The organism is Natrinema ejinorense (genome assembly GCF_002494345.1).
In the GTDB taxonomy this organism is placed as follows: Archaea; Halobacteriota; Halobacteria; order Halobacteriales; family Natrialbaceae; genus Natrinema; species Natrinema longum.
This window is the reverse complement of the sequence record NZ_NXNI01000001.1, coordinates 1,589,962-1,614,329: the sequence shown is the minus strand read 5'-3', so window position 1 is coordinate 1,614,329 and position 24,368 is coordinate 1,589,962. Positions and strand designations below refer to the sequence as shown.

General features: G+C 60.5%; 25 protein-coding genes. 13 read left to right on the top strand and 12 right to left on the bottom strand.

Annotated features, from left to right (window positions below):
• Positions 1–97 precede the first annotated feature (97 nt).
• The gene (locus CP557_RS22145) at positions 98–1,210 is read right to left on the bottom strand and encodes a hypothetical protein (protein WP_143825056.1); all 1,113 of its coding nucleotides are present in this window, start codon (positions 1,208–1,210) and stop codon (positions 98–100) included.
• 331 nt (positions 1,211–1,541) lie between these two features.
• On the opposite strand from CP557_RS22145, the gene CP557_RS07995 reads away from it, so the two are divergent.
• Positions 1,542–2,654 carry a glycosyltransferase family 4 protein gene (locus CP557_RS07995; RefSeq protein ID WP_097379418.1) on the top strand — a complete coding sequence of 371 codons (1,113 nt, stop codon included), beginning with the start codon at positions 1,542–1,544 and terminating at the stop codon, positions 2,652–2,654.
• Positions 2,655–2,665: 11 nt separating this feature from the next.
• Positions 2,666–4,150, top strand: a complete 1,485-nt coding sequence (locus CP557_RS07990; RefSeq protein ID WP_097379417.1) for a sulfatase — start codon at positions 2,666–2,668, stop codon at positions 4,148–4,150.
• Here the strand turns inward: CP557_RS07990 and CP557_RS07985 are convergent.
• Positions 4,144–5,235 (bottom strand): glycosyltransferase family 4 protein, encoded by a 1,092-nt coding sequence (locus CP557_RS07985; RefSeq protein WP_097379416.1) that lies wholly within the window; start codon positions 5,233–5,235, stop codon positions 4,144–4,146. The genes CP557_RS07990 and CP557_RS07985 overlap by 7 nt on opposite strands.
• A gap of 193 nt (positions 5,236–5,428) precedes the next feature.
• Here CP557_RS07985 and CP557_RS07980 point away from each other — a divergent pair, with 193 nt between their 5' ends.
• Both CP557_RS07980 and CP557_RS07975 read left to right on the top strand, forming a co-directional pair.
• The gene (locus CP557_RS07980) at positions 5,429–6,406 is read left to right on the top strand and encodes an NAD-dependent epimerase/dehydratase family protein (protein ID WP_097379415.1); all 978 of its coding nucleotides are present in this window, start codon (positions 5,429–5,431) and stop codon (positions 6,404–6,406) included.
• Positions 6,406–7,773: a nucleotide sugar dehydrogenase gene (locus CP557_RS07975; protein ID WP_097379414.1), complete on the top strand. Its 1,368-nt coding sequence runs from the start codon at positions 6,406–6,408 to the stop codon at positions 7,771–7,773. The genes CP557_RS07980 and CP557_RS07975 overlap by 1 nt, the downstream gene beginning before the upstream one ends.
• Here the strand turns inward: CP557_RS07975 and CP557_RS07970 are convergent.
• Positions 7,722–9,161: a sugar transferase gene (locus CP557_RS07970; RefSeq protein WP_097379413.1), complete on the bottom strand. Its 1,440-nt coding sequence runs from the start codon at positions 9,159–9,161 to the stop codon at positions 7,722–7,724. The two genes, CP557_RS07975 and CP557_RS07970, sit on opposite strands and share 52 nt — an antisense overlap.
• 400 nt (positions 9,162–9,561) lie before the next feature.
• On the opposite strand from CP557_RS07970, the gene CP557_RS07965 reads away from it, so the two are divergent.
• The 5 genes from CP557_RS07965 to CP557_RS07945 all read left to right on the top strand — a co-directional run bounded on the left by CP557_RS07965 (position 9,562) and on the right by CP557_RS07945 (position 13,723).
• Positions 9,562–10,548: a GDP-mannose 4,6-dehydratase gene (locus CP557_RS07965; RefSeq protein ID WP_097379412.1), complete on the top strand. Its 987-nt coding sequence runs from the start codon at positions 9,562–9,564 to the stop codon at positions 10,546–10,548.
• A 144-nt stretch (positions 10,549–10,692) separates the two neighbouring features.
• Entirely contained in the window at positions 10,693–11,229 is a 537-nt protein-coding gene (locus CP557_RS07960) for a DNA-binding protein (protein ID WP_097379411.1), read from the top strand.
• Entirely contained in the window at positions 11,222–11,698 is a 477-nt protein-coding gene (locus CP557_RS07955) for a metal-dependent hydrolase (RefSeq protein ID WP_097379410.1), read from the top strand. Before CP557_RS07960 ends, CP557_RS07955 begins: the two co-directional genes overlap by 8 nt.
• A 141-nt stretch (positions 11,699–11,839) precedes the next feature.
• Entirely contained in the window at positions 11,840–12,964 is a 1,125-nt protein-coding gene (locus CP557_RS07950; RefSeq protein ID WP_097379409.1) for a DUF4330 family protein, read from the top strand.
• Positions 12,965–12,976: 12 nt separating this feature from the next.
• Positions 12,977–13,723 (top strand): hypothetical protein, encoded by a 747-nt coding sequence (locus tag CP557_RS07945; RefSeq protein ID WP_097379408.1) that lies wholly within the window; start codon positions 12,977–12,979, stop codon positions 13,721–13,723.
• Between the two features lie 92 nt (positions 13,724–13,815).
• On the opposite strand, the gene CP557_RS07940 is transcribed toward CP557_RS07945, so the two are convergent.
• The 5 genes from CP557_RS07940 to CP557_RS07920 all read right to left on the bottom strand — a co-directional run bounded on the left by CP557_RS07940 (position 13,816) and on the right by CP557_RS07920 (position 17,658).
• On the bottom strand, positions 13,816–14,559 hold the full coding sequence (locus CP557_RS07940; RefSeq protein WP_097379407.1) for a beta-ketoacyl-ACP reductase: 744 nt from the start codon (positions 14,557–14,559) through the stop codon (positions 13,816–13,818).
• A 125-nt stretch (positions 14,560–14,684) separates the two neighbouring features.
• The gene (phaC, locus tag CP557_RS07935) at positions 14,685–16,262 is read right to left on the bottom strand and encodes a class III poly(R)-hydroxyalkanoic acid synthase subunit PhaC (RefSeq protein WP_097379406.1); all 1,578 of its coding nucleotides are present in this window, start codon (positions 16,260–16,262) and stop codon (positions 14,685–14,687) included.
• Positions 16,259–16,804 (bottom strand): poly(R)-hydroxyalkanoic acid synthase subunit PhaE, encoded by a 546-nt coding sequence (locus CP557_RS07930; protein WP_097379405.1) that lies wholly within the window; start codon positions 16,802–16,804, stop codon positions 16,259–16,261. The genes phaC and CP557_RS07930 overlap by 4 nt, the downstream gene beginning before the upstream one ends.
• Positions 16,805–16,855: 51 nt before the next feature.
• A complete protein-coding gene (locus CP557_RS07925; RefSeq protein WP_097379404.1) occupies positions 16,856–17,341 on the bottom strand; it encodes a hypothetical protein in 486 nt (161 codons plus the stop codon).
• On the bottom strand, positions 17,338–17,658 hold the full coding sequence (locus CP557_RS07920) for an AbrB/MazE/SpoVT family DNA-binding domain-containing protein (protein WP_097379403.1): 321 nt from the start codon (positions 17,656–17,658) through the stop codon (positions 17,338–17,340). The genes CP557_RS07925 and CP557_RS07920 overlap by 4 nt, the downstream gene beginning before the upstream one ends.
• Positions 17,659–17,920: 262 nt before the next feature.
• On the opposite strand from CP557_RS07920, the gene CP557_RS07915 reads away from it, so the two are divergent.
• The 3 genes from CP557_RS07915 to cdd all read left to right on the top strand — a co-directional run bounded on the left by CP557_RS07915 (position 17,921) and on the right by cdd (position 20,473).
• Complete coding sequence (locus tag CP557_RS07915; protein WP_097379402.1) at positions 17,921–18,559, top strand: MaoC family dehydratase; 639 nt, start codon at positions 17,921–17,923, stop codon at positions 18,557–18,559.
• Positions 18,560–18,638: 79 nt separating this feature from the next.
• Complete coding sequence (locus CP557_RS07910; protein WP_097379401.1) at positions 18,639–20,042, top strand: phosphohexomutase domain-containing protein; 1,404 nt, start codon at positions 18,639–18,641, stop codon at positions 20,040–20,042.
• 41 nt (positions 20,043–20,083) lie between these two features.
• A complete protein-coding gene (gene cdd / locus CP557_RS07905; protein ID WP_097379400.1) occupies positions 20,084–20,473 on the top strand; it encodes a cytidine deaminase in 390 nt (129 codons plus the stop codon).
• 29 nt (positions 20,474–20,502) lie between these two features.
• On the opposite strand, the gene CP557_RS07900 is transcribed toward cdd, so the two are convergent.
• From CP557_RS07900 to CP557_RS07890, 4 genes are all read right to left on the bottom strand, one after another.
• Positions 20,503–21,504 (bottom strand): M23 family metallopeptidase, encoded by a 1,002-nt coding sequence (locus tag CP557_RS07900; RefSeq protein ID WP_097379399.1) that lies wholly within the window; start codon positions 21,502–21,504, stop codon positions 20,503–20,505.
• Positions 21,505–21,640: 136 nt separating this feature from the next.
• Positions 21,641–21,802, bottom strand: coding sequence for a hypothetical protein (locus CP557_RS22505; RefSeq protein ID WP_169924356.1), 162 nt, complete (start codon positions 21,800–21,802; stop codon positions 21,641–21,643).
• 193 nt (positions 21,803–21,995) lie between these two features.
• The gene (locus CP557_RS07895; RefSeq protein ID WP_143825055.1) at positions 21,996–22,913 is read right to left on the bottom strand and encodes a winged helix-turn-helix domain-containing protein; all 918 of its coding nucleotides are present in this window, start codon (positions 22,911–22,913) and stop codon (positions 21,996–21,998) included.
• 106 nt (positions 22,914–23,019) lie between these two features.
• The gene (locus CP557_RS07890; protein ID WP_097379398.1) at positions 23,020–23,451 is read right to left on the bottom strand and encodes a DUF488 family protein, N3 subclade; all 432 of its coding nucleotides are present in this window, start codon (positions 23,449–23,451) and stop codon (positions 23,020–23,022) included.
• 59 nt (positions 23,452–23,510) lie between these two features.
• Between CP557_RS07890 and CP557_RS07885 the strand changes: the two genes are divergently transcribed.
• The gene (locus tag CP557_RS07885) at positions 23,511–24,332 is read left to right on the top strand and encodes a nucleoside phosphorylase (RefSeq protein WP_097379397.1); all 822 of its coding nucleotides are present in this window, start codon (positions 23,511–23,513) and stop codon (positions 24,330–24,332) included.
• Positions 24,333–24,368 lie beyond the last annotated feature (36 nt).

Here is a 24,368-nt window from a genome sequence, read left to right as displayed (position 1 = left end):
TCATAAAATCATTTGGTCCAAAATGCCCGGAAGAGCATAACATTCATACCAATAATAATAAATTCATGTCCTATATGATATTATCTCAGTACTATCCTCATTCGTTTCTCTTTGTGAACCAGAATGGAAGGGATTTTGAGTCAAACATTGATGTAATTGCTACGGCTCCAAATACGAATATGACCCATAAAAACATGGGTCGATGGCGAACCGCTGTACCATAATTTACCGTTCCTAGTCCGTAGAGAGATACTCCAAATAGAAAACCAACTGCCAACCCAACAGTAATTGATGGGGATCGATTTATTAATATCCGAAACCCAATAATTGCGAAGAGCAGATAGAAAAAAGACAGCAAAGACTCAAACATTATCGGTACATCCGAGAGAGTCTCTACCATCCACGGAAATGGGGTGAATAGAAAATATCCGATGCCGATCCAAGTGAATACGATTATCTCGCTAATTCCATCAAATTGTACGCTTCCAAGATACTTTGTTCGACCACCAACACGATGGCTACGCAAGTTATTTATCTGTTTGATTATGGGGCCAAGAAAAGGAATAGCGGTAAGACTACTAATGGAAAAAGAAACTATGGTAGTCTTTGTGAATCGATGGTTCCAGTAATTCATAGTAACTGCGCTAAGAATTGCTAATCCATACACAGGGAGGTTTTCTTGTCGATGTATAGTTGTGAATATGATTGCTATTACTGCACCAATAGCTGCCCAGTGACGTGAAAGTTGAGGCGGACGGGCAATAAGAAGCCTTGCGGCAGTTGTTAAACCGAACAGAATCGCCGCCTCACGTAAGAGAGTACTGTGAGTTAAGACAATACTAGGATAAACTGCAACCGGGAGAGCTGCCAAAACACCAGCATGTGGAGAATAGAGCGTTTGTCCAATAACAGCGATATTATAAACTGCGATTGCACCAAGTATCGCAACGAAAATATGAGCATATATACTACTTGGACCGGGAAGAATCCAGAAGGGTGCAAGGAATATACCCCAAATTTCGTATGTGGAACTTCTAGGCGTTGAGAGTGAGAATTCAGTAGCGATTAGAGCAGCAGTTTTAGCAAAACCAATTGCGTCATCGGATGCGTAAGGATGGATCTGAAGAAGTGAGGCAGGTATCATAATCAACCGGAAAAGTAAAGCCAGACAAAGGGTTATAAGAGGAGCACTCCATTTAGAACTCGCCATATTTGCTTAGGCAAGTATTGGGAGACATAATACTTTATCTATTTAGATTAACCTTTTTACCGCAGACAAAAGCAGGATGATTATGTATTATTGCCAGTTAATAAATTATGAGTGGGATATTACTAGTGCATATTCTTGTGGAAGAGATCTGTTGTTGGCTACTTCAATAATATTTCAACGATCCATAGGTGGTTTTGAGATGTTAGAACAAGCCAAGTTATCTGGCATGTTCACCATTACGCATATATTTTTTGTAGTTGTTGTCCAATCATATCAACATGTCTTTAACCGACGTTCTTTAATCACTGGCAACTACTCCTACCCATAGAGAATGAAGGTCTGTTATCTCATCAACCAACTTGCTCCGGGTGGGGCACCCACCTTACTACTCGATATCGCCCGGAATATGGACGAGGGCGTTTCTGTTACCGTTTGCCAGATCGAGGGCGATACGGATTTGACTGAGAAGTTGACCGAAGCCGGAGCGGAGGTCGTCAACTTCGGGGCGGATTTCAAATTCGACCCTCGAGCGATCGCACGGATGATTTCGTTCTTCCGTCAGAATGAGTTCGATATACTCCATGCCCATCTCCCGTACTCACAGACACTCGCGCGAACGATTGGCCGAGCCGGAAACGTAGACACGATCGTAAGTACCCAACAGAGTTTTCCCGATAATTATCATCCGATCACGCGGTTCTTAGAGCGACACACGCGATGGTTGGACGATGCAACTGTTGGTATTACTGAAGCGATCACACAGGCGTTTCGCGAGTCCCCCGTTCGAACAGATTGGTACACGATTTATAACGGGACTGACATCCCCAAGTTCGCCGAAAACGTGGCGGCTGCCGATCCAGATCAGTTGCGATCCGAACTCGGTCTTGAGGATGAGCTGATATTTCTAAACGTCGGTCGCTACGTGCCCGTGAAATCACAGAAAGACGCGATCCGCGCGATGGCGGCGGGAGTCGACCAGTTCTCGGATAGCCACCTGCTGATCGTCGGCTGGGGACCATTAGAGGAAGATCTGAAGCAGCTGGCGACCGATCTCGGCATCGCCGACAGCGTGACCGTGACTGGCCGAGTCCCGAAGGATGAGATTCACGAGTACTATGCGCTAGGGGATGTATTCGTTCTCCCGTCTATTTCTGAAGGGTTTGGGATCTGTTTGACGGAGGCAATGGCAGCGTCTCTACCAGTCGTCGCATCCGATATTCCAGGCGTTCGTGAGGTCGTTGCGGATGGAGAAACCGGGTTTCTGGTTCCGCCACGCGAACCTGCCGAGTTTGCAACCGCAATGAAAGACCTGCAATCCGAACAGAAACGCCGTACGTTCGGAAAAGCGGGTTTTCAACGTGCCGCCGAACGTTTCGACATCAAGAGTATCGTCGAGTCTCATATGGATCTCTATGATCAACTCATGGCTAAGAATCGGGCGTAGGGATCATACCAATGAACGCTAGACACGATCACAACGAGGAATCGAAGAAGAACGTGATTATTCTCGTTCTAGATACTTTCAGAGCGAAGGAATTCGAAGTCGCCGCCGACCTTCCGACGTTTTCATCGCTCCGAGAAAACGGTGCCACGTTCGAGAATGCGTTCACCGCTGCCCCGTGGACCCTCCCCTCACACGCTTCGCTGTTTACCGGACTCCATTCCTCGAGTCACGGCGCGAACGCGGGCCACAAACATCTCGCGGAGGGCCCGGTGACGCTTGCGGAGGTCTTCCGATCGAACGGGTACGAGACCGTGGCCGTCTCGAACAACACCTGGATCAGCGAGGAGTTCGGCTTCGGACGGGGGTTCGACGAGTTCCGAAAGACGTGGCAGTACGTCCAGTCAGATGTCGATCTCGGTCGGATCGCACGAACCGAGGAAGGGATAGCTAAACTCACGGCGCTCGGGCGGGAGCTGGTCACGGGCAATCCCCTTGTCAACGTCACGAACGCCATCTATGGGCAGTTCGTCCGCAAGCAGTACGACGACGGTGCGAAACAGACCAACGAGTGGATCGAAACCTGGCTCACCGAGAGGACCGATTCGAGTCCCTTCTTCCTGTTCGTCAACTATCTCGAGCCGCATCTCGAGTATCACCCACCAAAGGAGTTCGCCGAACGATTCCTTCCATCGGACATCTCCTACGAGGAGGCGATGGACGTTCCGCAGGATGCATGGGGCTACATTGCCGGCACGGTCGAGATGTCCGAGCAGGACCTCGAGATCCTTCGATGTCTTTACCGGGCCGAGATTGCGTATCTCGATCAGCAAATCGGCGAGCTCAAAGCGCTCCTCGAGGAACAAAACGAGTGGGAAGACACGCTCTTCGTCGTCACCGGCGATCACGGCGAGAACATCGGCGACCACGGGCTGATGGATCACCAGTACTGCCTCTACGACACGTTGCTCCACGTGCCGCTGCTCACCCACGGCGGTGAGTTCACCGGTGGTCGCGAGATCGATGATCTCGTCCAACTCACCGACATCGCACCGACGCTCCTCGATGCCGTCGGTATCGAAGCCCCGGAGTTCCGCGACCAAATGCAGGGTCGATCGTTCCACCCTGATGCGGACACCGAGCCGCGCGAGTACGCGTTCGCGGAGTATATGGCACCCCAGCCCTCGATGGACGCCCTCGAGAAACGCGTTGGCGACCTCCCCGATGGCGTTTACGAGTATGATCGATCGCTGCGGGCGATTCGATCAACGGAATGGAAGTACATCCGCGGCTCCAACGGCTCCGAAGAATTGTACAACGTCGCCGACGATCCCGAGGAAAGTGAAAACCTCGTGAAAGCGAATCCGGAGAAAGTAGCCGAACTCGAGTCAACACTCGACGACTGGCTCCAGTCGTTCGACCACGCTGACGCCGACGGTACCGTCTCGATGCGAGACGAAACGAAGGAACGACTCGAGGATCTCGGCTACCTTCAGTAGGCGATGGACCGGAGATGCGCTGTCGTCCGTTCGACAGTTGTTTGCCACGCGTAATCGTCTTCGAGGGGCCGAACGCGTTGCCCCGTCTCGAGCCACTCGGAAACGCGGGGAGCGATCGACTCTCCGGCGTCCAAATCGACGAGTTCACCGCGTCCTGCGACGAGTTCCTCGAGTTGGTCGAGGTGCGAGCAAACGACCGGTAATCCGGTGCTGATCGCCTCGAGAACGGTCCGTGGGACGCCCTCAGCTCGACTCGGAAGGACGAGTACGTCGCCGCTGCGGTAAACCCGCGGCATCTCGTCGTAGGGAACGTGACCCAGGAAGTGGACCGAGTCATCGATATCTAGCTCGCGAGCGAGCGACTCCAGATCGCTTCGCAACGGCCCGTCGCCACACAAATAAAGCTGCGCGTCTGGATGCGTACGCTTGATCTGTGGGAGCGCCTCGAGAGCCACCGAGGGGCGTTTTCCCTCTACTAACCGCCCGACGAAGAGAACGACCGGCTCCGTACTATTGATCAACGTACTCTCACGCCCGTCAGAACCAAATCGGTTTGTATCGATTCCGTTCGAGACGACTTCGATCCGACTCGAGACGCCGAACTCCCGCACGCGGTCCCGGTCCGTCTCGGTATAGCAGAACACCACATCGGCCTGATCGAACGTCCACCGACCGAGCGTTCGCAGGTACAGCCGAAAGACGTTCTCGGGAGCGCTCTGCGAGTAGAGTCCGTGGTTCGTAATCGCCAGCGGGATATTCCCGAGACGGCGCTTCAGCGCCGCCAGATTCGTCGAGAAATAGAGATGGGAGTGAGCATGCATGACATCGAATTCCGCAGCCGAAGCCAGATACTGTGCGACCCCTGAACTGATGTCGTTTCCGAGGAGACTTGCTGTCGGATCGTACCGAATCACTGTATATCCGTCTCGAGTTTCGATGTGAGGGAGGTCGGGATCGGATCGTACCGTGACGACGGTCACGTCGTGACCCAGTGCCGCCTGATCGCGACTCATCGCATGGACGTGATACTGTCCACCGCCCTTCGTATCGGGATAGAGCTTCTGTGCGACGCGAAGAATACGCATTCGCTAGGGGGTGTGGATCGAACACCTATGAGTATGCTGGTCTATTCCGATCCGGAGAATGAGATCTACGAATGAACTTCCGGCTCTTAGATGGCCTATAAAATAGTTGCACACAGGCCGGGAGGGCCCATAAAATAGTTGCGTACAGGCCGGAACGGTTAAGCGGATGTGTTCATAGAGAAGAGAATAGTTAATGCGCATACTCGTAACCGGAGGCAGCGGTTTTATCGGCTCTCATCTGGTCGATTTCGTACTCGAGAGGACGAATCACGACATCGTGGTCCTCGATAACTTCTCGACAGGAACGAAAACCAACCTGCCGAACTCGGATCGACTCGAGGTCGTCGATGGCGATGTCTGTGACGACGCAGTAGTTTCGAAACAGGTCGGTCGCGCGGATACTGTATACCACCTCGCGGCCGCCGTCGGCGTCCAGAAGATCGTCGATTCACCGCTCGACTCGCTGCGGACGAATCTACGGGGAACCGAACTGGTACTCGAGGCCGCAGTCGAAGACGAAACGCAGGTGTTCATCGCGTCATCGTCTGAGGTATACGGGAAGTCCGAGGCGGTTCCGTTCGCGGAGTCGGATGACCGAGTGCTCGGCCCAACTGAGAGCCTCCGCTGGAGTTACGCCTCCGCAAAGGCAGTCGACGAGGCATTGGCTCTCGCGTACAACCGGAAACACGATCTTCCCGTTGTCGTCGGACGGTACTTCAACATCGTTGGCCCACGCCAGACGGGTCAATACGGGATGGTCATTCCGACATTTGTTGAGCAAGCGCTTACGGGCGAACCACTGACCGTCTACGGGGACGGCACACAGACACGGAGCTTCACACACGTCCGAGATGCCGTCCGAGTGACGTACCAACTACTACACTCACTCGAGGCCTACGGCTCGGTGTTTAATATCGGCTCACCGCATCCGACGAGTATCAACGATCTCGCGGAACGAATTATCGAACTCACGGACTCCGACTCCGAAATCGAACATATCCCCTATGAGGTCGCCTTCGACGAGAACTTCGAAGAACCACAGCAGCGCGAACCCGACGTCACGAAACTCGAGGAGACGCTAGGATGGCATCCGGAGACGGAACTCGACCGCATTCTCGAGGACGTGATCGCGGAACGGCGGTCGCGACTCGAAACTGAGGAGGTAGTCTAATGACCGGCGTTCGAGAGCGGATCGAAGAACGGGCGGCAACCGTCGCAGTAATCGGCGTCGGATACGTCGGCCTGCCGCTGGCCTGTCACTTCACGAAAGCCGGCTTTCGTGTCGTCGGATTCGACATCGATGAGGACCGGATGAAATCCCTCCAGCGCGGCGATTCGTATATCGACGATATCGACGACAAGCGCCTCGAGCGTGCGCTCGACAACGATTTCGTCCCGACAAGTGATCCGGAGAAACTCTCCGAAGCGGACGCATTCATCGTCGCCGTCCCGACGGGGATCCAGGAGGGAGAACCAGACATGGAAGCGATCAGGCAAGCGAGTCAGACGATCGCAGAACACGCACCCGATCGTGAGATCTTGTACGTCTGTAGTAGTACGGTCTTCCCGGGAGCGGCCGATGAGATCGTCCGCCCGGCGCTTCAAGCAGGTGGTCGCCGTCCGGGTGAGGATACCCTCGTCGCCGTCGTTCCGGAGCGAATCAATCCCGGTGGCCGATACGAGTTCGAGGATATCCCTCTGATCGTCGGTGCGGATAGTGATATCGAGCGGACTACGGCACAGAAACTGTTCAATGCGGTCACTGTCGGAACCGCGCCAGTAACGTCGACGAAAGCCGCCGAGATGGCCAAGACGCTCGAGAACACCTACCGAATGGTGAATATCGCGCTCGTCAATGAACTCGCGCGCCACGCTGAGGAAGTCGACGTCGACATTTGGGAAGTGATCAACGCAGCGGGAACGAAGCCATTCGGATTTCAGGAGTTCTATCCCGGTCCTGGTGTCGGTGGGCATTGTATCCCAGTCGATCCCCAGTTTTTGACCTGGCTCGGTCGACGTGAGGGCAACCCGCTCCGACTGGTCGAACAGGCAAACGCGATCAACGAGACGATGCCAGCACACGTCGTCGATCAGGTGGAGACTGGACTGGGAGCCCGCGGCGTCCCGATCGATGATGCCTCGATCGTCGTACTCGGACTAACGTACAAGCCGAATGTCTCCGATATTCGTAACTCGCCTGCGATGGCGATTTGTGAGAACCTCTGTGCGAAGAATGCGACTCTCACAGCTATTGATCCGTACGTCGATAGTACGACTCTCGCCAACGATCCGATCGAGCCAGAGAACGAAATTGATCGCGAACTAATCGCCGATGCGGACGTCACGCTCCTGCTGGTCGATCACGATGTCTTCGAGTATGATGCCCTCGAAGACGCGCCGTTCGTCTTCGATGCCCAGAACGCGCTACCAACGGAGACGGCAATGCCCGTCCTTCGACTCGGTGATGGAGAATCGCTATCGGACGCTCACTCGCGACCGGCGAGTTCGGCGACGTCCTCAACGACCTTCCAAAGTTGACGGAGCAAAATCTTCAGATCGAGCAGAAGTGACTGATTTCGGATGTACTGGAGATCGTACTGAACTTTCTCGGTAGGCTCCTGACTCGTCGCGTCGTTGATCTGGGCGAGTCCGGTCAGTCCAGGTTTGACGAACCATCGCTGTCGCCACTCGATTGCTTCGCTCTCAAATTCGGACTCGAGTTCGGTCTGTGCTGGCCGTGGACCAACAATGCTCATACTTCCGGTTAGGATCGACCATAGCTGCGGGATTTCGTCGAGATGAGTCGTTCGAAGGAATGTCCCGAGTGGTGTCCGACGGTCCGTTTCGATAACCGTCCCCACTTCCCCACCCCGTTTCGGTTTCAGCGTTCTGAATTTCTTTATCTGGAACGTTTCGCCGTACAGATAGGTCCGCTTTTGGCTGAAAAAGACCGGACCTTCGCCCTCTAGTCTAATCGCGAGGACGATAAGCAGAATAAGTGGTGAGAGAACGAGCAAAGCCGTCCCCGAAACGACAATATCGAACGTTCGTTTCATGAGATAATCGAATGGATCCCATGGCTCTACCTCTACGTCGATGAGCGTTCCAACCGCGTCTTGGGAAACGAGTACCTTATTCGCGTACTCCCGGTGAACTTTCGCGTTAACACCGTGTTCGTAGCAGGCATCGAGTGCACCGAAAAACTCTGCACGGTCAGGATGATGGAACGCAAGTACGACGGTATCGATATCGTACTCGATCAGGGTGTCTTCAATTCGTGAAAGCCCACCGAGTCGAGTAAGCGAATCGCTATCCGTGAGCGTATCGACCTCGTTTTCGATTTCCGTGAGACCGTCGTCTTTCTGTACGGTCACACCACCATCAGTGACAGTGTGCCAGTTAATGGCGGTCGGACACAGATATCCAAGTACGAGTGCGTCGACCTCAGGCGCAATCCGTTCGATCTGGGCCAGATCATCGCCGACGATCAGCGTGCGGCCGTCCGACGCAGTCGGCCGCCGGCGGATCCATACGAACCACGCGGGGATCAAGAACATCAATACTCCGATGATCATGACCAGCGTCGCCCGCGGCAGTCGATGGCTCCACTGGAAAAACCCGAGTGTCGCCAATGCAAGTCCTGCTACCCCGACTCGTTTTTGCGCGATGAACACCGTCTCGAGGAGTCGACGAGGACGGGGTTTGTAGAGCGGGAGTAAACAGCCAGCGACGATACCGATACTTAGAAGCAACGCCAACTGCAGTGATTCCCCAGTTAAAACGGTCTCCTCGAGACGGTCGAAGAGTGGAACATACGTCGTGAACAGAGACTGGGACACCGGATGGTTAGCGGTGGTGACAGCGATACCGGTCGCCAGTATTACTCCAACAAAACTGACAATACGATACCGCCATCCGGTGAGCATTCGATACGAGCGATTGTAGGGTAATGGTATAAACTTATTGAATATGTCGCTGGGCTTGATTCTGTCCTTCACTGTGTATATACTGATTGCCAATATAGAACGACTTTCGGAGAATTGAGAGTAGGTAAAATTACATTCAATACTCGATATTTCAATCAAACTGGGCTTGTCAGTACCCTGGGCTTCTACCTCCGAGTCGGAGTTGGGTGTATATCCCGATTCGGCGTCACAATGCCCAACGTCAGGACCGTTCGGCCGTGGCCGTCTGCTGCGAGGACTGTGGTCTGCAACGGAAGGATTTCCAGTCGACGTTATTCGCCGCGTTGTAATTCGTGCACGCTCCTATTCCACACACCGAAGACGTATTCTTTTTGTAGGGATGGTAGCACAGATTCACCTAATGGACGTGCTCGTTACTGGCGGTGCAGGCTTTATCGGCGGCCACATTGCTGAAGCCGTTGCAGGCCGCGGCCACGACGTGACCGTACTGGACAATTTCGAAGCCTACTACGATCTCGGCATCAAGGAACACAACGTCGAGGCCGCGAAAACGGCCGCCGCCGAGGCCGCTGCGAGCTATAATCTCATCGACGGCTCGATCACCGACGGATCGCTCGTCGACGACCTCGTCGCCGACGCTGACGTCGTCTATCACCAGGCGGCTCAGGCAGGCGTCCGGACAAGTGTCGAGCAACCACAAAAAGTCAACGCGTACAACGTCGACGGGACGATGAACCTCCTTGAGGCCGCCCGACACACCGATCTCGAGCGCGTCGTCCTCGCCTCCTCGTCGTCGGTTTACGGCAAGCCGGCGTATCTGCCCTACGACGAGGAGCATCCGACGAACCCCGTCTCACCGTATGGCGTTTCGAAGCTCGCGAGCGAACAGTACGCGCGCGTCTACAACGAGGTCTACGGGCTCCCGACGGTCGCACTCAGGTACTTCACCGTCTACGGCCCGCGGATGCGGCCGAACATGGCGATGACGAATTTCGTTTCGCGGTGTCTCCACGGCGAACCGCCGGTTATCTACGGGGACGGTACACAGACCCGTGATTTCACTTACATCGACGATATCGTTCGGGTCAACGAACAGCTTCTCGAAGATGACAGCGCGGACGGCCAGATCTGTAACGTGGGCTCGACGGACAACATCGACATTCACACCCTCGCGGAAGTCGTCCGCGACGAGATCGATCCGAGCCTCGAACTCGAGTTCGGCGAGCCCCGCGAGGGCGACGCCGAACACACCCACGCCGACATCTCGAAAGCCAACGCGGTCCTCGGCTACGAGCCGACAGTCGACATCCGCCAGGGAGTCTCGAAATTCATCGACTGGTATCGCGAGAATCGGGAGTGGTACGATCCGCTCGTCCGGTCATCGTAGGTCAGTCTCGTGGTCCGAGAGCGTCCGCCCCTGTCGACTCCGCCTCGACCCGCGTACTCGAATAACGAGTGCTGACGGATATAGACGGCACGCTCCTTCGGACATCGATACGATAAAGGAACCGCTGTGCCAGGAGAGTGACGAATGCGCCCCGCGACCAGAGTCGTCGTCGTCGCCGCGTTACTCCTCGTTCTCGGCGGGCTCTGTGTTCACTACGGCGCGACCTACGACGATAACTGGCCTCACCCGACCGGCGATCGAATCCAGGACGCGGGACTCGAGCAGTCCGTCGGCGACCGGGTACTCCTGTTCGGCGAGGTACGAAGCGTCGACGCCGAAGCCGAGACCATTACCATCCAAGTCACGGACGACAGCGGCGAGGTGGCCGCCGAACTCGAGGTTCGGGGCGTCGCAAGCGACGTGAAATCGGGCGGTGACGTACAGGTCTATGGCCTTCTCGAGTCCGAAACGGAGCTCGCCGCCGATCGGACGGTCGTCGTGAACCGTGATCCGTCGGCGACGACCTACAAACTCGGGGCCTCGGTCGTCGGTCTCCTGTTGGCGGTCGGCTACTTCCTCCGGCACTGGCGCGTGACCGGCCGCGAACTCGCCTTCGAGCCGAGAGTCGATCCAGCGACGTCAGATGGTGGACCGAAATCGGAGGAGAACCGCCGTGGCTGATCTCCTCTCTCACGTCCTCCTCGCGTACGCGGGCTGTACGATCGCGGGCTGGTACCGCCCGATCCCGGATCGGTGGATCGCCGTCGTGATGATCGGCGCGGTTCTGCCGGACCTCAACCGAATGACGCTGCTCGTCGCGAGCGGGACGCTCGAGGCGGCACTCGGCGTTCCGTTCGATCTCGACGCGCTGTCGACGCTCGGGGGAGCGATCGTCCTCGCGGGGATGGGTGCGATGGTCGTCGCCGACAGGCACCGACGGACGTTCACCGCGCTGCTCGCAGGTGCGCTCTCACACCTCGTCGTCGACGGCATCAAGGCCTACGCCGACGGCGCTGCCGGGGTGTGGCTCTACCCGTTCACGTGGGCTCGCCATCCGACGCCGAGTCTGTACGTCTCGTCGGAGCCGGCGGTCCTCGCGGTGGCGGCCCTGATCGCAACGATCACGATCGCGGTTGATCGCGTGATCTAGTCGGAGGGGCATGAGTATCGGCGTCTCAAGTAGTTTTACCCGGGAGCCGTCTACCCTTGTGACGGACAGTGGAAGATATGACATGACAATACCTATGGTACAGGAACCGACTCTCTCGCCTATGGTCATCCGGAGTGATACATGCCGCTGATTGACGACGAGGGCAACCTCTTCGGGATCGTCAACGTCATCGACGCGCTGGCGGTCCTCCTCTTGCTCGCCGTCCTCGTCGCGGGAGTCGCGTTCGTTGGGGTGCTCGGCTCGGATGGGGAATCCGAAACCAGATATGCCACTATCGACCTCGGCGGACAGCCCGATTACGTCGCCGACCGCGTGGCCGAGGGCGATACCGTCAGGGCCGACGGCTCGTCACATAATCTCACCGTGACCGATGTCTACGTCACACCCTCGATGACGAGCGACGGTGGAAACCAGTCACAGGTTCTGGTCCGCGCCGAAATCAACGGCCAAGCCGCCGACCTCGAGGACCGGGAGGAGCCGGTCTTCGAGTACGCCGGGAAGCGCCTTCGCGTCGGTTCGGAACTCGCGATTCAAACGGACGAGTACACCGCCACCGGTCGTTTGACGAACCTCGAACCCGACGGCTCGACACTCTCGCTCGACGAAACGCCCGTGCTGCTCGAGTCGACGATCTCGGATCGGACTGCTGACGAGATCGCCGAGGGCGATAGCGTTACCCTCGGCCCGTACACCACGGCGACGATAACGAACGTCAAACTGTACCCGGTCGGCGGGGATCAGTATCGGGCGCTCGTCGGTACCGAACTCAATACGCACCAGCAGGGATCCATGCCGACGTATGGCGGCCAGCCGGTTACCGTCGGCAGTCAGATCAGTCTGAGCCCCGGCGGCTACGATCTCTCCGGCAAAGTAGTCAGGCGCGGAACTGACCAGGAATCCGGCGAATCGACGACGGTCGATGCCGAGATCGAACTCGAGAACATACAGCCCGCGGTCGCGGACGAGTTCAGTTCGGGAATGACCGAGACCGTCCGTGGCGAGACGTTGGTCACGATCCAGTCGGTCGATACTGAGGCGGCTGACGTCGTCCTCGAGAGCGAGAGCGGAGAGATCTACCTCCGCGAGCATCCGAAGAACAAGGATGTCACGCTTTCCGTCGAGTTACAGACGCGACGGACCGACACTGGCGTGCGATTCCACGGTGACTCGCTTCGGACCGGCGATAGGGTGGTCCTCGACTTCGGGACGACGACCGTCAGCGGAACGGTCACACAGATCGAGTAGCAGCGAACACAGATGAGCACCAACGCACGCGATGGATCGGTGGTCGTCCGGGTCGGACGGACGGTAGCCGATCGCATGCGGACGGCTATCGACCGCTCACGGCTCGGATCGCTGTCCCACTGGCAAAACGACTCTCAGGCCTCCGAATCCGAAGAGACGACCGCTACGCCATCGCCGTCAGTGCTCGAGCGGATCGCGAGCGGGTCGGCACTTCGGTCCGCGATGACGGCCACGAGGACGCGAGCACAGGCGGTCGCCTCGAGCGCGCGACTCACAGCCCTTGGAGAGACGTGCTCTCGGTACGCGACATCGTCGTTTGGCTATCGGTGGCTCACGACGGAGCCGGAGCCGGACGTTATCGTCATCGATCTCCGCGAAACCAACGCGATCGGCCCGTTCCTCGATATTCTCGATCGCGTACTGGATGGCGCGACGGGCGCGATGCCGACGTCTGCCGTCACCGAAGTTGTGACTCGAGTCGGGACCGCCGTTCGTGACCGACCGCTCGCAGCAGCGAGCGTTTTCGCACTCCCCACCGTTGCTGTTTCGCTCATCGTGCTCGGACTCAGCGGCTCGCTCGATCTCCCGCTGCTCGGGGTTCACCTCACCGCCGCTGTCTTGGCGGCTCTCGGACTCCGTTCGCGACGGAGTCTCGAGGACCTTCTCGAGATGCAGGCAGTCCAGCTCCTCGTTGCGGTGTTCGAACCGCCGGAGCCGCCGGCAACCGAGATACGAACCGACGAACCGGACGACGAATGACTGTCGCTCGGTTCGGACATTGCTCACCGTTTACTTAGAGACGCGCCCGCGTTACAGATGCGTATCGAGAAGAACCGATGCTCCGGCAGAACTCAGAGATCCATTCCGCCGTTGACGTCGATCACTTCGCCGGTAACGTACGAGGAGTCCTTGCTCGCGAGGAATCGGACCACCGCGGCGATGTCCTCGACTTCCGCAAGCCGCTCGAGTGGAATCCCTGCGATGATCCGGTCGAGGACCTCGTCGGGGACGCTCTCGAGCATGTCGGTTGCGGTGAAGCCGGGCGCGACGCAGTTGGCCGTCGACCCGCCTTTGGCGAGTTCGAGGGCGATCGTCCGCGTGAAGCCGAACATGCCGCTTTTTGCGGTCGCGTAGTTGGCCTGGCCGAAGTTGCCCTGTTTGCCGACGACGCTCGAGATGTTGATCAGCCGCCCCTCGTCGGCGTTCCAGATGTCGTCGTAGAACAGTTGGGTGCAGTTGAACATGCCACCGAGGTTGACGTCCATGACCCGATCCCACTCCTCGCGGGACATCTCGGTGAACTGCTTATCAGCCGTAATACCGGCGTTGTTCACGAGGACGTCGGCCGGACCGAAGGCCTCGTGACAGACCTCGCGCATGTGTTCGACCTCCGCGCGATCGGAGACGTCCGCCCTGGCTGCAACGGCGGAGCCGCCGGTGGACTCGATCCTGTCGACGGCTTCCTGTGCAGCTCCCTCCGACGACCGGTAGTTGATAACGACGTTTGCGCCTTCCTCTCCCAGGTACTGAGCGATACCGCGACCGATACCCCGCGCTGACCCTGTGATGACGCAGGTACGACCATCCATGGACATAGGTCACACATTCAACGTCCGATGGTAAATAACGACCTGTTAGGTATCACGTTATCTGACCCGAGAACACTCCGAGGGAGGGGCGAGAAGACGTCCTCGAGCGGTGCCCACTGGCGGGGCCGCGACTACTGCTCTCGAGCCTGTTCGATCCAGTCTTCGATGCGGCTCGGGGCGATGCCGGTTTCGGCGGCGAGTTCCGCCACGTCGGCTGCCGCGAGCGCGTCGAACGTTTCGATCCCCGCGGCGGTGAGATCCTCGGCGTAGGCTTCGCCGACTCCCCTCAGGTCGGTCAAATCGTCGGTTTCGGACTCGATCTCCGACGCGGCGTCCTCGCCGGCGACTTCCTCGACCACGCCCTCGTCGACGGTCATCTCGCCGGGCGCTGCGGGCTCTTCCTGAACGTCGTCTTCGCCGCGCTCGACGATTTCCTCGTCCGACCGATCCGTCCCGTGGAGCTCGCTCGTCTCGGCGTCGAGACCGGTATCGGAACTCGCCTCGACGCTCGAGTTGCCGTCCGCGAGTTCCTCCGTCCCCGATTCGTCGCCCGCGACGTCTTCCGTGAGGGCAGCGTCCGGTTCCTCAGCCACTGGCGTCTCCGGCTCGGCGTCGGCATCCGCGCCGTTCGAGCGGTCCTCGAACCACTCACAGACATCGGGCCAGAGCTCGGCGTGGCTCCGTGAGGAGACCGACATGCCGATGTGGCCCGTCGCGAACTCGAGGATCTCGGTGTCATCCGAGGCGATCACGTCGTTGAACGGTTTGGAGGCCGCCGGCGGGATGAGGTGGTCGTACTCGGCGACGATCTGGAGGACGGGCATGTCGATGTTCGTGAGATCGACGTGCTCGCCGCCCAGGTACAGCTCGTTTTCGTAGAGCTTGTTGTCCTGGTAGATGTCGCGGATGAACTCCTCGTAGGCCTCACCCGCGACGTCGATCCCCTCGTCGAGCCAGCGTTCCATCCGGGCGAAGTTCTCGACGAAGTCCTCGTCTTCGACGTTGTCGTAGAACCGGACGTACTTCGTCACGTTGTTCGCGACGGGGTCCATCAGCGCGAAGCCGACGTCGAGGAACTCCGCGGGGACGTTGTCGAAGGTGTCCGTGACCCGGTCGGGGTCGTAGTACTCCTCCCCGCCCCAGAGCTCGAGGACGCCGCCGTCGCCGGTAAAGCAGAGTCCGGCGGCCATCAGCGCCAGGTTCTCGACCTTTTCGGGGTACAGCGAGGCGTACATGGCCGACTTCGTGCCGCCCATGCAGTAGCCGAGGATGTTGATCGAGTCCTGCCCGGAGCGTTCGCGGACGACGTCGACGCAGTTGTCGATGTACCGGTTGACGTAATCGTCCAGCGAAAGCGAGCGGTCCAGCTTCGAGGGCTCGCCCCAGTCGATCAGGTAGACGTCGAAGCCGGCCTCGAGCAGCGTCTGGACCACGGAACGATCCGGCTGGAGATCGAGGATGTACGGCTTGTTGATCAGCGCGTAGACGATGAGGATGGGGATGTCGTGTTGCTCCTCGGTCATCGGCTCGTAGTGGAGGAGCTCGAGTTTGTTTTCCTCGTAGACGACCTCGCTTGGCGTCGCTCCGACCTCGACGTTCTCGAACGTTTCGGTCCGCTCGGGGGCGACCCGGGTCTTCTCGGCGAGGTCGGCCGTCGCCTCCCAGGCCTGCCGTTGCATGTCCAGAACGGTCGCGTATGGGTTCTTCATTGCTCCTCTAGGTGTTCGAGAACGCGGTCGAGTTTCTCCTCGACGGCGTGCTGGCGGCGCTCGAGTTCGACGAGTCGGTCGCCGATTTCGACGACGTCGCCCTCCGTCGCGAAGCCGAGAGTGTGTAGCGTCTCCTCGGCGGCTTCGTCGGCCTGTTCCTGGAGTTCGAGGACGTCGCCGACGGTTTCGCCGGTCATCTTGGCGAAGGCCGTCGTCGACATGACCTCCTTGAACGCCTCGTTGGACGTGTTGAGCCAGATGTCGCGGAACTCCTCGATGTCGACGTCTTCCCCCTCGAGTTGGTCGTTCATCCGGTCGACCATCTGCTGGGAGGCGTTCATCCAGGTCTCGTAGGCGCGGGCGTATCCCTCGACGCCGTCGGAGAATTCCTCCTCCTCGCTCATCTCACCGACCGTCTCGGACCAGCTCTCGACGAACTGGGCCTGGGCCTCCATATTGTCCTCGAGGGCCTCGAGGAATTGCTCGTTCCACTGTTCGACGAACGCGTTCCAGTTTTGTGCCTGGGGCTGTGAATCTGTCATTGGAATAAAATTGGGTGCCGAGTGTGAAAAGGGTACGGCCGGTTCGACGATCTACGCCGAGACGTCGAACTCGTCGGCAGCCTCTTCGACGTTTTCGGCGACGGTGCTGACGTTCTCCTCGACCTGCTCGTGGGCCTCCAGCGCTGCGTCGAAGGACGTGTCGACGACCTCGGAGTAGCTGGCGGCGAACTCCTCGTAAGCGACTTCCGACTCTTCGAGGGCGTTGAGGTAGGCCTGGATCGACTGCGACTGGGCCTCGGTGGCCGAATCGAAGCCTTCGTCGACGAGTTCGCGGAGTTCGCCGAAGTCGGCCGCCTCCTCGGGGAGGGAAGCCTCGAGGGCGTCGAAGTAGGCGTGAATCGCGCCCTTGGTCAGTTCGGCGTTGGATTCGAACAGCGAGTTCGACGTTTCGACGGCGTCGGCGAAGGCGCTGATCGAGTTCTCCTGGGCCTTGATCGCGTCGTGGGTGAGTGATTGGCTCTGTTCGAGTGCGGTGCGCTGTGCGTCGAAGACTGCGGTGAATGGGTTCTGAGTCATGATTGGTCCTCTCGGTTGCGTTTGACGGGGACGACGATCGTCTGGACGATGTCGCCCTCTTCGATGTCGAGGGCTTCCCGTTCGGGGCCGGGGATGCTGATCCGACCGCCGCTCTGGACGCGGGCCTTGAACGTGGCCGTGCCCATGTTCATCGGCCCGAAGGCCGACGTGTTCTCGAGCGGATTCGCCGACGTGGCCTGCAGCAACTGTTTCATCATCTCCTGCTGGGATTCGGCGACCTGCTCGCCCGCTTCCTGCATCTGCTCTGTAAACATCGCAGGCGGGAACCAGGGCGATCGGTCGGAGTCGTCCGTCATCAACAGTTCGTTGGATCGCGGACATAATAAGCCTTTCCACTAGATACCATTAGATGCCATTGGATGGTGCAAGGTGGATCGGTTCGTCGCTGTCGAGGGCGGCCGTACGCGGCCCGCGGTCGAAGGAAACGTGACGACTCGCTGTGAGGTGAATTTTTTCATCTCAGCCCTCCTAAGAGACTATTACTCCGTATTTCGGTCAGTAAAACGCTGTTAGGTCAGCCAAAGAAGTCATATACACCCCACACTTACCCGGTCGTAGATGTCCCACCAGAACGCTGGCGAAGACAACCTTACCGCCATGACGGACGCATGGTCGGCCATGACTCGGGGGTTCCTTCGAACCGCCACTGCTGCGAACCGAGCGGCAGTTTCTGCGATGCTCCCGTCCACTACTGCCGAAAACGGATCGAATAGCAACAGAATCGCCCCGTCGATCCCGTCGATCGACTACTCCGATCTCGACTGGCAGTTCGATCGCACCGTCGACGATCCGGACGGAATCAGCGTCGGCGATACGGTCACCTTCGAGAAGGTCCTCAGCGACCAGGACGTGCGAGCGTTCGCCGCCGTCAGCGGCGACACGAACCGTCTTCACCTCGACGAGGAGTTCGCATCCGACACTCGCTTCGGCGAACGCATCGTCCACGGCACGCTCGTCTCCGGACTCATCAGCTCCGCGCTGGCTCGCCTTCCCGGACTCACTATCTATCTCTCCCAGGACCTCGAGTTCAGCGGCCCGGTCGGTATCGGCGACCGAGTATCCGCTCGCGTCGAAATCGTCGAGGATCTCGGTAACGATCAGTACCGACTCGAGACGGTCGTCCGCGACGAGGACGACGACGTGACCGTGATCGACGGCGAAGCCGTCGTGCTGATCGACGACATGCCCGCCGAATAACTGTTTTCGCCCATGCTACGCCTTCGGTCGGAGAACGCGTTGCAACGTTGCTAAGTAGTTGCTCGCGGAACGGGCGCACATGACGCTGTTTGGGACCGCAGGAATCCGTGGTCCGGTCACGGAGGTATCGCCCTCGCTGGCACTTTCCGTCGGCCAGGCCGCCGGCGATTCCGGCGACACGTTCGTCGTCGGCCGCGACGGTCGAGAGACGGGGCCGGCGCTCGCGGCCGCGATGGAAGCCGGCCTCGAAAGCGCCGGCGCGGACGTTCGCCGCGTCGGTGCGGTGCCGACGCCAGCACTCGCCTTCGCCTCGCAGGGACGACGGGGCGTGATGCTCACCGCGAGTCACAATCCGCCCGCGGACAACGGCATCAAGCTCTTCGTCGACGGCGTCGAGTACGACAGGGACGCCGAACGGACCATCGACGACCGGGTCGCCAGCGACGACTCCCGGCTCGCTCCCTGGGACGAGTGGGGCGACTCCGAGCGCCTCGCAGTGCTCGAGGAGTATCGATCCGCCGTCGACCGCTACGTTCGCGAGCAGTTCGCGGATCGGAGCCCGGACGGCCACCCAGGGGAGGTGTCCGCGAGCGATCCCCTCTCGGGACTGCGGATCGCCGTTGATTGCGGGAACGGCGTCGGCGCGCTCGCGACGCCGCAGGTCCTCGAACGACTCGGCGCGACGGTCGTGGCGATCAACGCGTCCGTCGACGGCCACTTCCCGGGCCGAGAGAGCAAGCCCACGCCGGAGACGCTGTCGGAGTTCACCGCGTTCCTCAGGAGTGGCGAGTTCGACCTCGGACTGGCACACGACGGCGACGCCGACCGCCTCGTCGTGTTGGGCCCCGACGGTGACGTGATCCACGAGGACACGATCCTCGCCGTGGTCGCGGCTCACTATACGGCGGCCAGCGACGCCGACGATCCCGTCGTCGTCACCACGCCCAACGCCTCCGCACGCATCGACGAGCGGGTTCGTGAGGCCGGCGGACGGGTCGAACGCGTCCGTCTCGGGTCGCTTCACGAGGGGATCGCACGGGAGCGCTCCCGGGGCACCCCCGACACCGAACTCGCCTTCGCCGCCGAGCCCTGGAAGCACATCCACACCGCGTTCGGCGGCTGGATCGACGGCGTCGTCAGCGCCGCGGTCGTCGCTGCACTCGTCGCCGCTGCCGGCGATACCGAGACGCTTCGCGAGCCGGTCACCGAACGGCCGTACCGAAAGGTCAGCGTCGAGTGTCCGGACCCGGCCAAAGCCGACGCCATGGCCACCCTCGAGACGACCCTCCCCGAGGCGTTCCCCGAGGCCGCGGTCGAGACGGAGTACGGCGTCCGCCTCGAGTTCGCGGACGCCTCGTGGCTCCTCGTCCGCCCGAGCGGAACGGAACCGTACGTGCGCCTCTACGCGGAGAGCGACGCCGTCGACGACCTCGTCGCCGACGCGCGAACGGTCATCGAAGCGGCGGTCGAGGACGGGCGATAGGAGTCGACATTCTTTGGTGCCCGCTCGTCGAAGCACGTCCCATGAACGAACTGATAGCCGCCGCTCGAGACGTCCAAGACAGGGCCCACGTCCCTTACTCCGACTACCGGGTCGGTGCCGCCCTCGAGACGGCCGACGGTGAGGTCTTCGTCGGCTGCAACCTCGAGAACGCGAACTTCAGCAACAGCCTCCACGCCGAGGAGGTCGCGGTCGCGGAGGCGGTCAAGAACGGCCACCGCGAGTTCTCGCGGCTCGCCGTGAGTTCGGGCCGGCGCGACGGTGTCACCCCCTGTGGGATGTGCCGGCAGACGCTCGCGGAGTTCTGCGACGACGACCTCGTCGTGTGCTGTGACGAGGGGGAAAGCGAGGTAACCGAGTACACGCTCGGCGAACTGTTGCCGAACACGATCAGTCAGGAGACGCTCGAGTAACTGGCGTCGACACTGCTACGTCGAGGTGCTCATTCTGTGGACGCCACACGCTGTCCCGCGGCGATGTAGGCGCGTTCGTGGACCGTCTCCTCGCCGTCCGGCTCTCGGAGTCGCAGGTTCGAGAAGTGAATCGGCAGCCCCATCGAACGGAAGAACGAGGGACGGTCCTGCAACTGAAAGTGGAGGTGTGGCTCCGACGAGTTCCCGGAGTTGCCACAGCGGGCGACCCGTTCCCCGCGCTCGACGCGATCCCCTTTCGAGACCTCGAGGCTCCCATTCCGTAGGTGTGCGAGCACGCTGTACTCGCCGGTGGCGTGTTCGATCGTCAGGAAGTTCCCGCGCAGATCGCGCTGACGCGGGTCCAACCAGCCGCCGGCACGGTGATAGTCCCGGTGGCCGTCGCTGGCCGCGACCACAACGCCATCGGCGGGCGCGACGATGGGCTCGCCGAAACAGTGGTACTCCGCCGGACGGTCGCCGCTGCCCTCGTAGCTTCGCCCGTCGTCGTCGGTCACGACCAGATCGTACGCGTACCGCTGGGCGAGTATTCCCCACGAGTGGGAGGTGTCTCGTGTCGGCCCGCCATTGACGACGGTCCACTCGCCCTCAACCGGCAGCCGGTAGTCGACTTGCTGGTCGAACCGGTCGAGATCGGGGAGTCGAAGCCGATACCGGAGGAAGGTGAGACCGTGGCCGGCGATCTGTTTCACTCCCTGCCACTGGATGAGCGGGTTCAACTGGAGGGACACCATCGAGACGAGCGGCCGCAACCCCGACGGCGTCCCCATCGAGATCCAGTTGGTTGCCTCGGCGTCGTCGCTCGGGGACGGCACGATGCCCGTCACCATGTGCCAAAGCGTGAACAGCCCGAACAGGTAGAACCACTCGAGGCGCTTGAGCGACGGGATCAGCGAGCCGGGAATCCCGAGGAAAAACAGCAGCGCGAGAGACGTCGGGCTCGGGAGGCGAGAGCGCAGTCCGTTCGATCGGTCGACCGACGGCAGGTTCGGGTGCGTATTCGGGTCCGACATCGGTATCTGGGGAGACGGCTGGAGACCGCTTGAACGCTCGGAGAACGGATTTTCTATTAGAAATAGTACATACTTGAGTTGAGTCACACCGGCTACAGTCCGACCCGGTAGTAGCCACCGAACCGCGAGGGAGCGTTCAGTACGCCGGATCCGGGACAGCTATCGAATCGAGGTCGCGCCAGGCGGTGATGAGTGAGCCGACGTCTGTCGAGAACAGGACGACACTGACGACACTGACGAGCATCGTGAGGGGGTTGCCGGTCACGAGGGCGATCGTGGCGGGAACGAACCCGAGCACGATCCCCGGCGCAGCGACGACGACGGCGTAGACCGAACGCCGGATCGGTCGCGTCGGGTGAACCGAGTGGTGGATCGGATCGTAACCGTCCTCGAGGTCGAACGTGACCTCGACGCACTCGAGAACTTCGCGTGTGGCGAATTTGAGTGTGGGTGTCGGTGGCGGTCCGGCAGCCGTCGCTGCTCATCACCCGTCACTCGGCGCCGCCCGTCTCGTCCGCGGTGACGTGCCCGCGGCCGTCGACGGTGGCCGAGAGCGACTCGCCGCCGAGCGTGACATCGAACGCGAGGCGGAGCGGGTCCTCCTCGAGGACGGTGACGCTCGAATCGTCGCGGACGAACGGGAACTCCCAGACGTGGTCGTCCCGCAGCGTGAGTCCGTGCCGGCGACAGAACGCGGTCACGTCGGGATCGACGAGCAGACAGAAGCCCACCGGGCCCACGATCCGTCCGCCGCAGGTGCCACAGACGGCACGAAAGAGCGGGCGCGGCGGGCCGTCGACGAGGACCGTCGGCTCGATGGAGTCGTAACACTGCGGACAGACGCCGAGCAGCGACTGCTCGATGGCCTGAGACGCCAGCAACTCGGCCAGATCGACGACCTCCGGCAGCGTCGCGTCGGCGGTGGCGTTGGGGGGCACGCTCCACTGGAAGAGTGGGTGCTCGTTGTCGCAGGTGACGAGACAGCGGCCGTCCTCGCAGGTCGCGACCGCCGGGCGACCGCAGAACGGACAGTCGCTGTCCAGTTCGGTCGGTCCCATCGAGACGGCCTCCGTGTAGGTTCCCGCGAGGATCGCTGCAACCACCTGCACGCCGGCGTGGGTGAGCCGGTAACCGCCGTCGGCCTTCTCGACGAACCCGTCGCGGAGTTCGTTGAGATGGTAGCGGAACCGCCCCGGGTCCCGGACGCCGACGCGTCGGCGCAGGTCGGCGAACCCGATCGCCGCCTCGTCGCTGGTCCGGTAGTGGGCGCTCAGTTCCTGCAGGATCGAGACCCGGAGCGGATCGCTGAGCGCCGAAAACGCGTCGGCCGGCGCTCGGCGCTCGGCGGGCTCCTCGCCGTCGCTCGTCTCGTCGCTGTCGATTGCGTCGTCCTCTCCCGGTGCGGTCATCGTTCCGTCTCCGTTCGACCATTTACACGTCCGCGCTCGAGTTGCATGATTTCGCGGGACTCGTTTCGAGCGTCTCGCTTGCGGTCACGGTGGGACCCGATCGGCCCTACGGTCCGTTCTCCTCGAGCCACTCTCTGAGGATCGTCCGATGACACCGCTTCTTCTCGGTGTTCTCGTAACAGACCAGCGCCAGCGACTCCCCCGAGGCCAGCCGGTCCTCGAGCGCTGCGAGGGCCGCCTGCGCGTCGTCCGTCTCGAGGTACTCCCGGTACGTCTCGCCGAACCCGACTTGGTCCCACGCGGCGTTGTGCGCGCCCTCCTCGCAGAGCCCCTGCATCTTCATGTCCTCCTCGCGGTCGCGCATCGACTCGAGCAGTTCGGTCGGCGGGCCGAGTGCCGGCCGGTTCTCGTCGACGGCCGCGTGAAACCACGACGTGGGCTGGCGGACGACGCCGACGCGGGTCGCGTCCGCCGGTAGCTCGACCAGATCGTGCTGGATCGCGGCGACGTAGGTGTCCGCGAGCGTTCCGCGTGCCATACGCTCGCTACGGCCGCCCCGCATTTATATACGGTGCCGGGCCGAACCCTCGCTATTCGATGTCCCGCGACAGCGAAGATCCGAACGCCGACGTACAGTACCACCTCGAGGTCGGTCCCGAGGACGTGGCCGAGACCGCCCTCCTGCCGGGCAACCCCGAACGACTCGAGAAGATCGTGGCGTTCTGGGACGATCACGAGATCCGCGGCCACCACCGCGAGTACCGAACGGCGACCGGGAGTTACGAGGGGACGCCGATCTCGGTCACCTCGACCGGCATCGGCAGCCCATCGGCGGCGATCGCCGTCGAGGAACTGGCTCGCGTCGGCGTGGATACGTTCGTTCGGGTCGGCTCCTGTGGGGCGATCCAGCCCGGGATGGCCGTCGGCGATCTGGTGATCACCACCGGCGCGGTCCGTCAGGAGGGGACCAGCGACGAGTACGTCCGGGCTGATTACCCGGCCACTGCGGATCAAGAGGTCGTCTCGGCGCTGGTCGCCGCCGCCGAGCGTCTCGGGTACGACTACCACACCGGCGTCACGATGAGTTCGGACTCGTTCTACGCCGGCCAGGGACGGCCGGGGTTCGGCGGGTTCGAAGCCGCCGGTGCCGACGACCTGGTCGATGAACTCAAAGCGGCCAACGTCGCGAACATCGAGATGGAGGCCAGCGCCATCCTCACGCTGGCGAACCTGTATGGCCTCCGCGCCGGCGCGGTCTGTACCGTCTACGCCAACCGCGAAACCGGCGAGTTCAGAACCGAGGGCGAGTCCCGCGCCGCCGAAACCGCAACGCTCGCGACGCACCTGCTCGCGAAGATGGACGCCGTCAAACGCGAGGCCGGCGCGGATCGCTGGCACGCCGGCCTCTCGCTCGAGTAGCCCGAGTGAGGGCCGACGACGGTCCCGCTCGGGGGT

Excerpts from the sequence above, each read along its gene's own strand:
- CP557_RS07975 (WP_097379414.1), top strand. The coding sequence starts at position 6,406 with ATGACCGGCGTTCGAGAGCGGATCGAAGAACGGGCGGCAACCGTCGCA.
- CP557_RS07960 (WP_097379411.1), top strand. The coding sequence starts at position 10,693 with ATGCGCCCCGCGACCAGAGTCGTCGTCGTCGCCGCGTTACTCCTCGTT.
- CP557_RS07910 (WP_097379401.1), top strand. The coding sequence starts at position 18,639 with ATGACGCTGTTTGGGACCGCAGGAATCCGTGGTCCGGTCACGGAGGTA.
- cdd (WP_097379400.1), top strand. The coding sequence starts at position 20,084 with ATGAACGAACTGATAGCCGCCGCTCGAGACGTCCAAGACAGGGCCCAC.
- CP557_RS07995 (WP_097379418.1), top strand. The coding sequence starts at position 1,542 with ATGAAGGTCTGTTATCTCATCAACCAACTTGCTCCGGGTGGGGCACCC.
- CP557_RS07925 (WP_097379404.1), bottom strand. The coding sequence starts at position 17,341 with ATGACTCAGAACCCATTCACCGCAGTCTTCGACGCACAGCGCACCGCA.
- CP557_RS07920 (WP_097379403.1), bottom strand. The coding sequence starts at position 17,658 with ATGACGGACGACTCCGACCGATCGCCCTGGTTCCCGCCTGCGATGTTT.
- CP557_RS07970 (WP_097379413.1), bottom strand. The coding sequence starts at position 9,161 with ATGCTCACCGGATGGCGGTATCGTATTGTCAGTTTTGTTGGAGTAATA.
- CP557_RS07980 (WP_097379415.1), top strand. The coding sequence starts at position 5,429 with ATGCGCATACTCGTAACCGGAGGCAGCGGTTTTATCGGCTCTCATCTG.
- CP557_RS07940 (WP_097379407.1), bottom strand. The coding sequence starts at position 14,559 with ATGTCCATGGATGGTCGTACCTGCGTCATCACAGGGTCAGCGCGGGGT.
- phaC (WP_097379406.1), bottom strand. The coding sequence starts at position 16,262 with ATGAAGAACCCATACGCGACCGTTCTGGACATGCAACGGCAGGCCTGG.
- CP557_RS07885 (WP_097379397.1), top strand. The coding sequence starts at position 23,511 with ATGTCCCGCGACAGCGAAGATCCGAACGCCGACGTACAGTACCACCTC.
- CP557_RS07930 (WP_097379405.1), bottom strand. The coding sequence starts at position 16,804 with ATGACAGATTCACAGCCCCAGGCACAAAACTGGAACGCGTTCGTCGAA.
- CP557_RS07945 (WP_097379408.1), top strand. The coding sequence starts at position 12,977 with ATGAGCACCAACGCACGCGATGGATCGGTGGTCGTCCGGGTCGGACGG.
- CP557_RS07895 (WP_143825055.1), bottom strand. The coding sequence starts at position 22,913 with ATGACCGCACCGGGAGAGGACGACGCAATCGACAGCGACGAGACGAGC.
- CP557_RS07985 (WP_097379416.1), bottom strand. The coding sequence starts at position 5,235 with ATGCGTATTCTTCGCGTCGCACAGAAGCTCTATCCCGATACGAAGGGC.
- CP557_RS07990 (WP_097379417.1), top strand. The coding sequence starts at position 2,666 with ATGAACGCTAGACACGATCACAACGAGGAATCGAAGAAGAACGTGATT.
- CP557_RS07890 (WP_097379398.1), bottom strand. The coding sequence starts at position 23,451 with ATGGCACGCGGAACGCTCGCGGACACCTACGTCGCCGCGATCCAGCAC.
- CP557_RS22145 (WP_143825056.1), bottom strand. The coding sequence starts at position 1,210 with ATGGCGAGTTCTAAATGGAGTGCTCCTCTTATAACCCTTTGTCTGGCT.
- CP557_RS07950 (WP_097379409.1), top strand. The coding sequence starts at position 11,840 with ATGCCGCTGATTGACGACGAGGGCAACCTCTTCGGGATCGTCAACGTC.
- CP557_RS07900 (WP_097379399.1), bottom strand. The coding sequence starts at position 21,504 with ATGTCGGACCCGAATACGCACCCGAACCTGCCGTCGGTCGACCGATCG.
- CP557_RS07915 (WP_097379402.1), top strand. The coding sequence starts at position 17,921 with ATGTCCCACCAGAACGCTGGCGAAGACAACCTTACCGCCATGACGGAC.
- CP557_RS07965 (WP_097379412.1), top strand. The coding sequence starts at position 9,562 with ATGGACGTGCTCGTTACTGGCGGTGCAGGCTTTATCGGCGGCCACATT.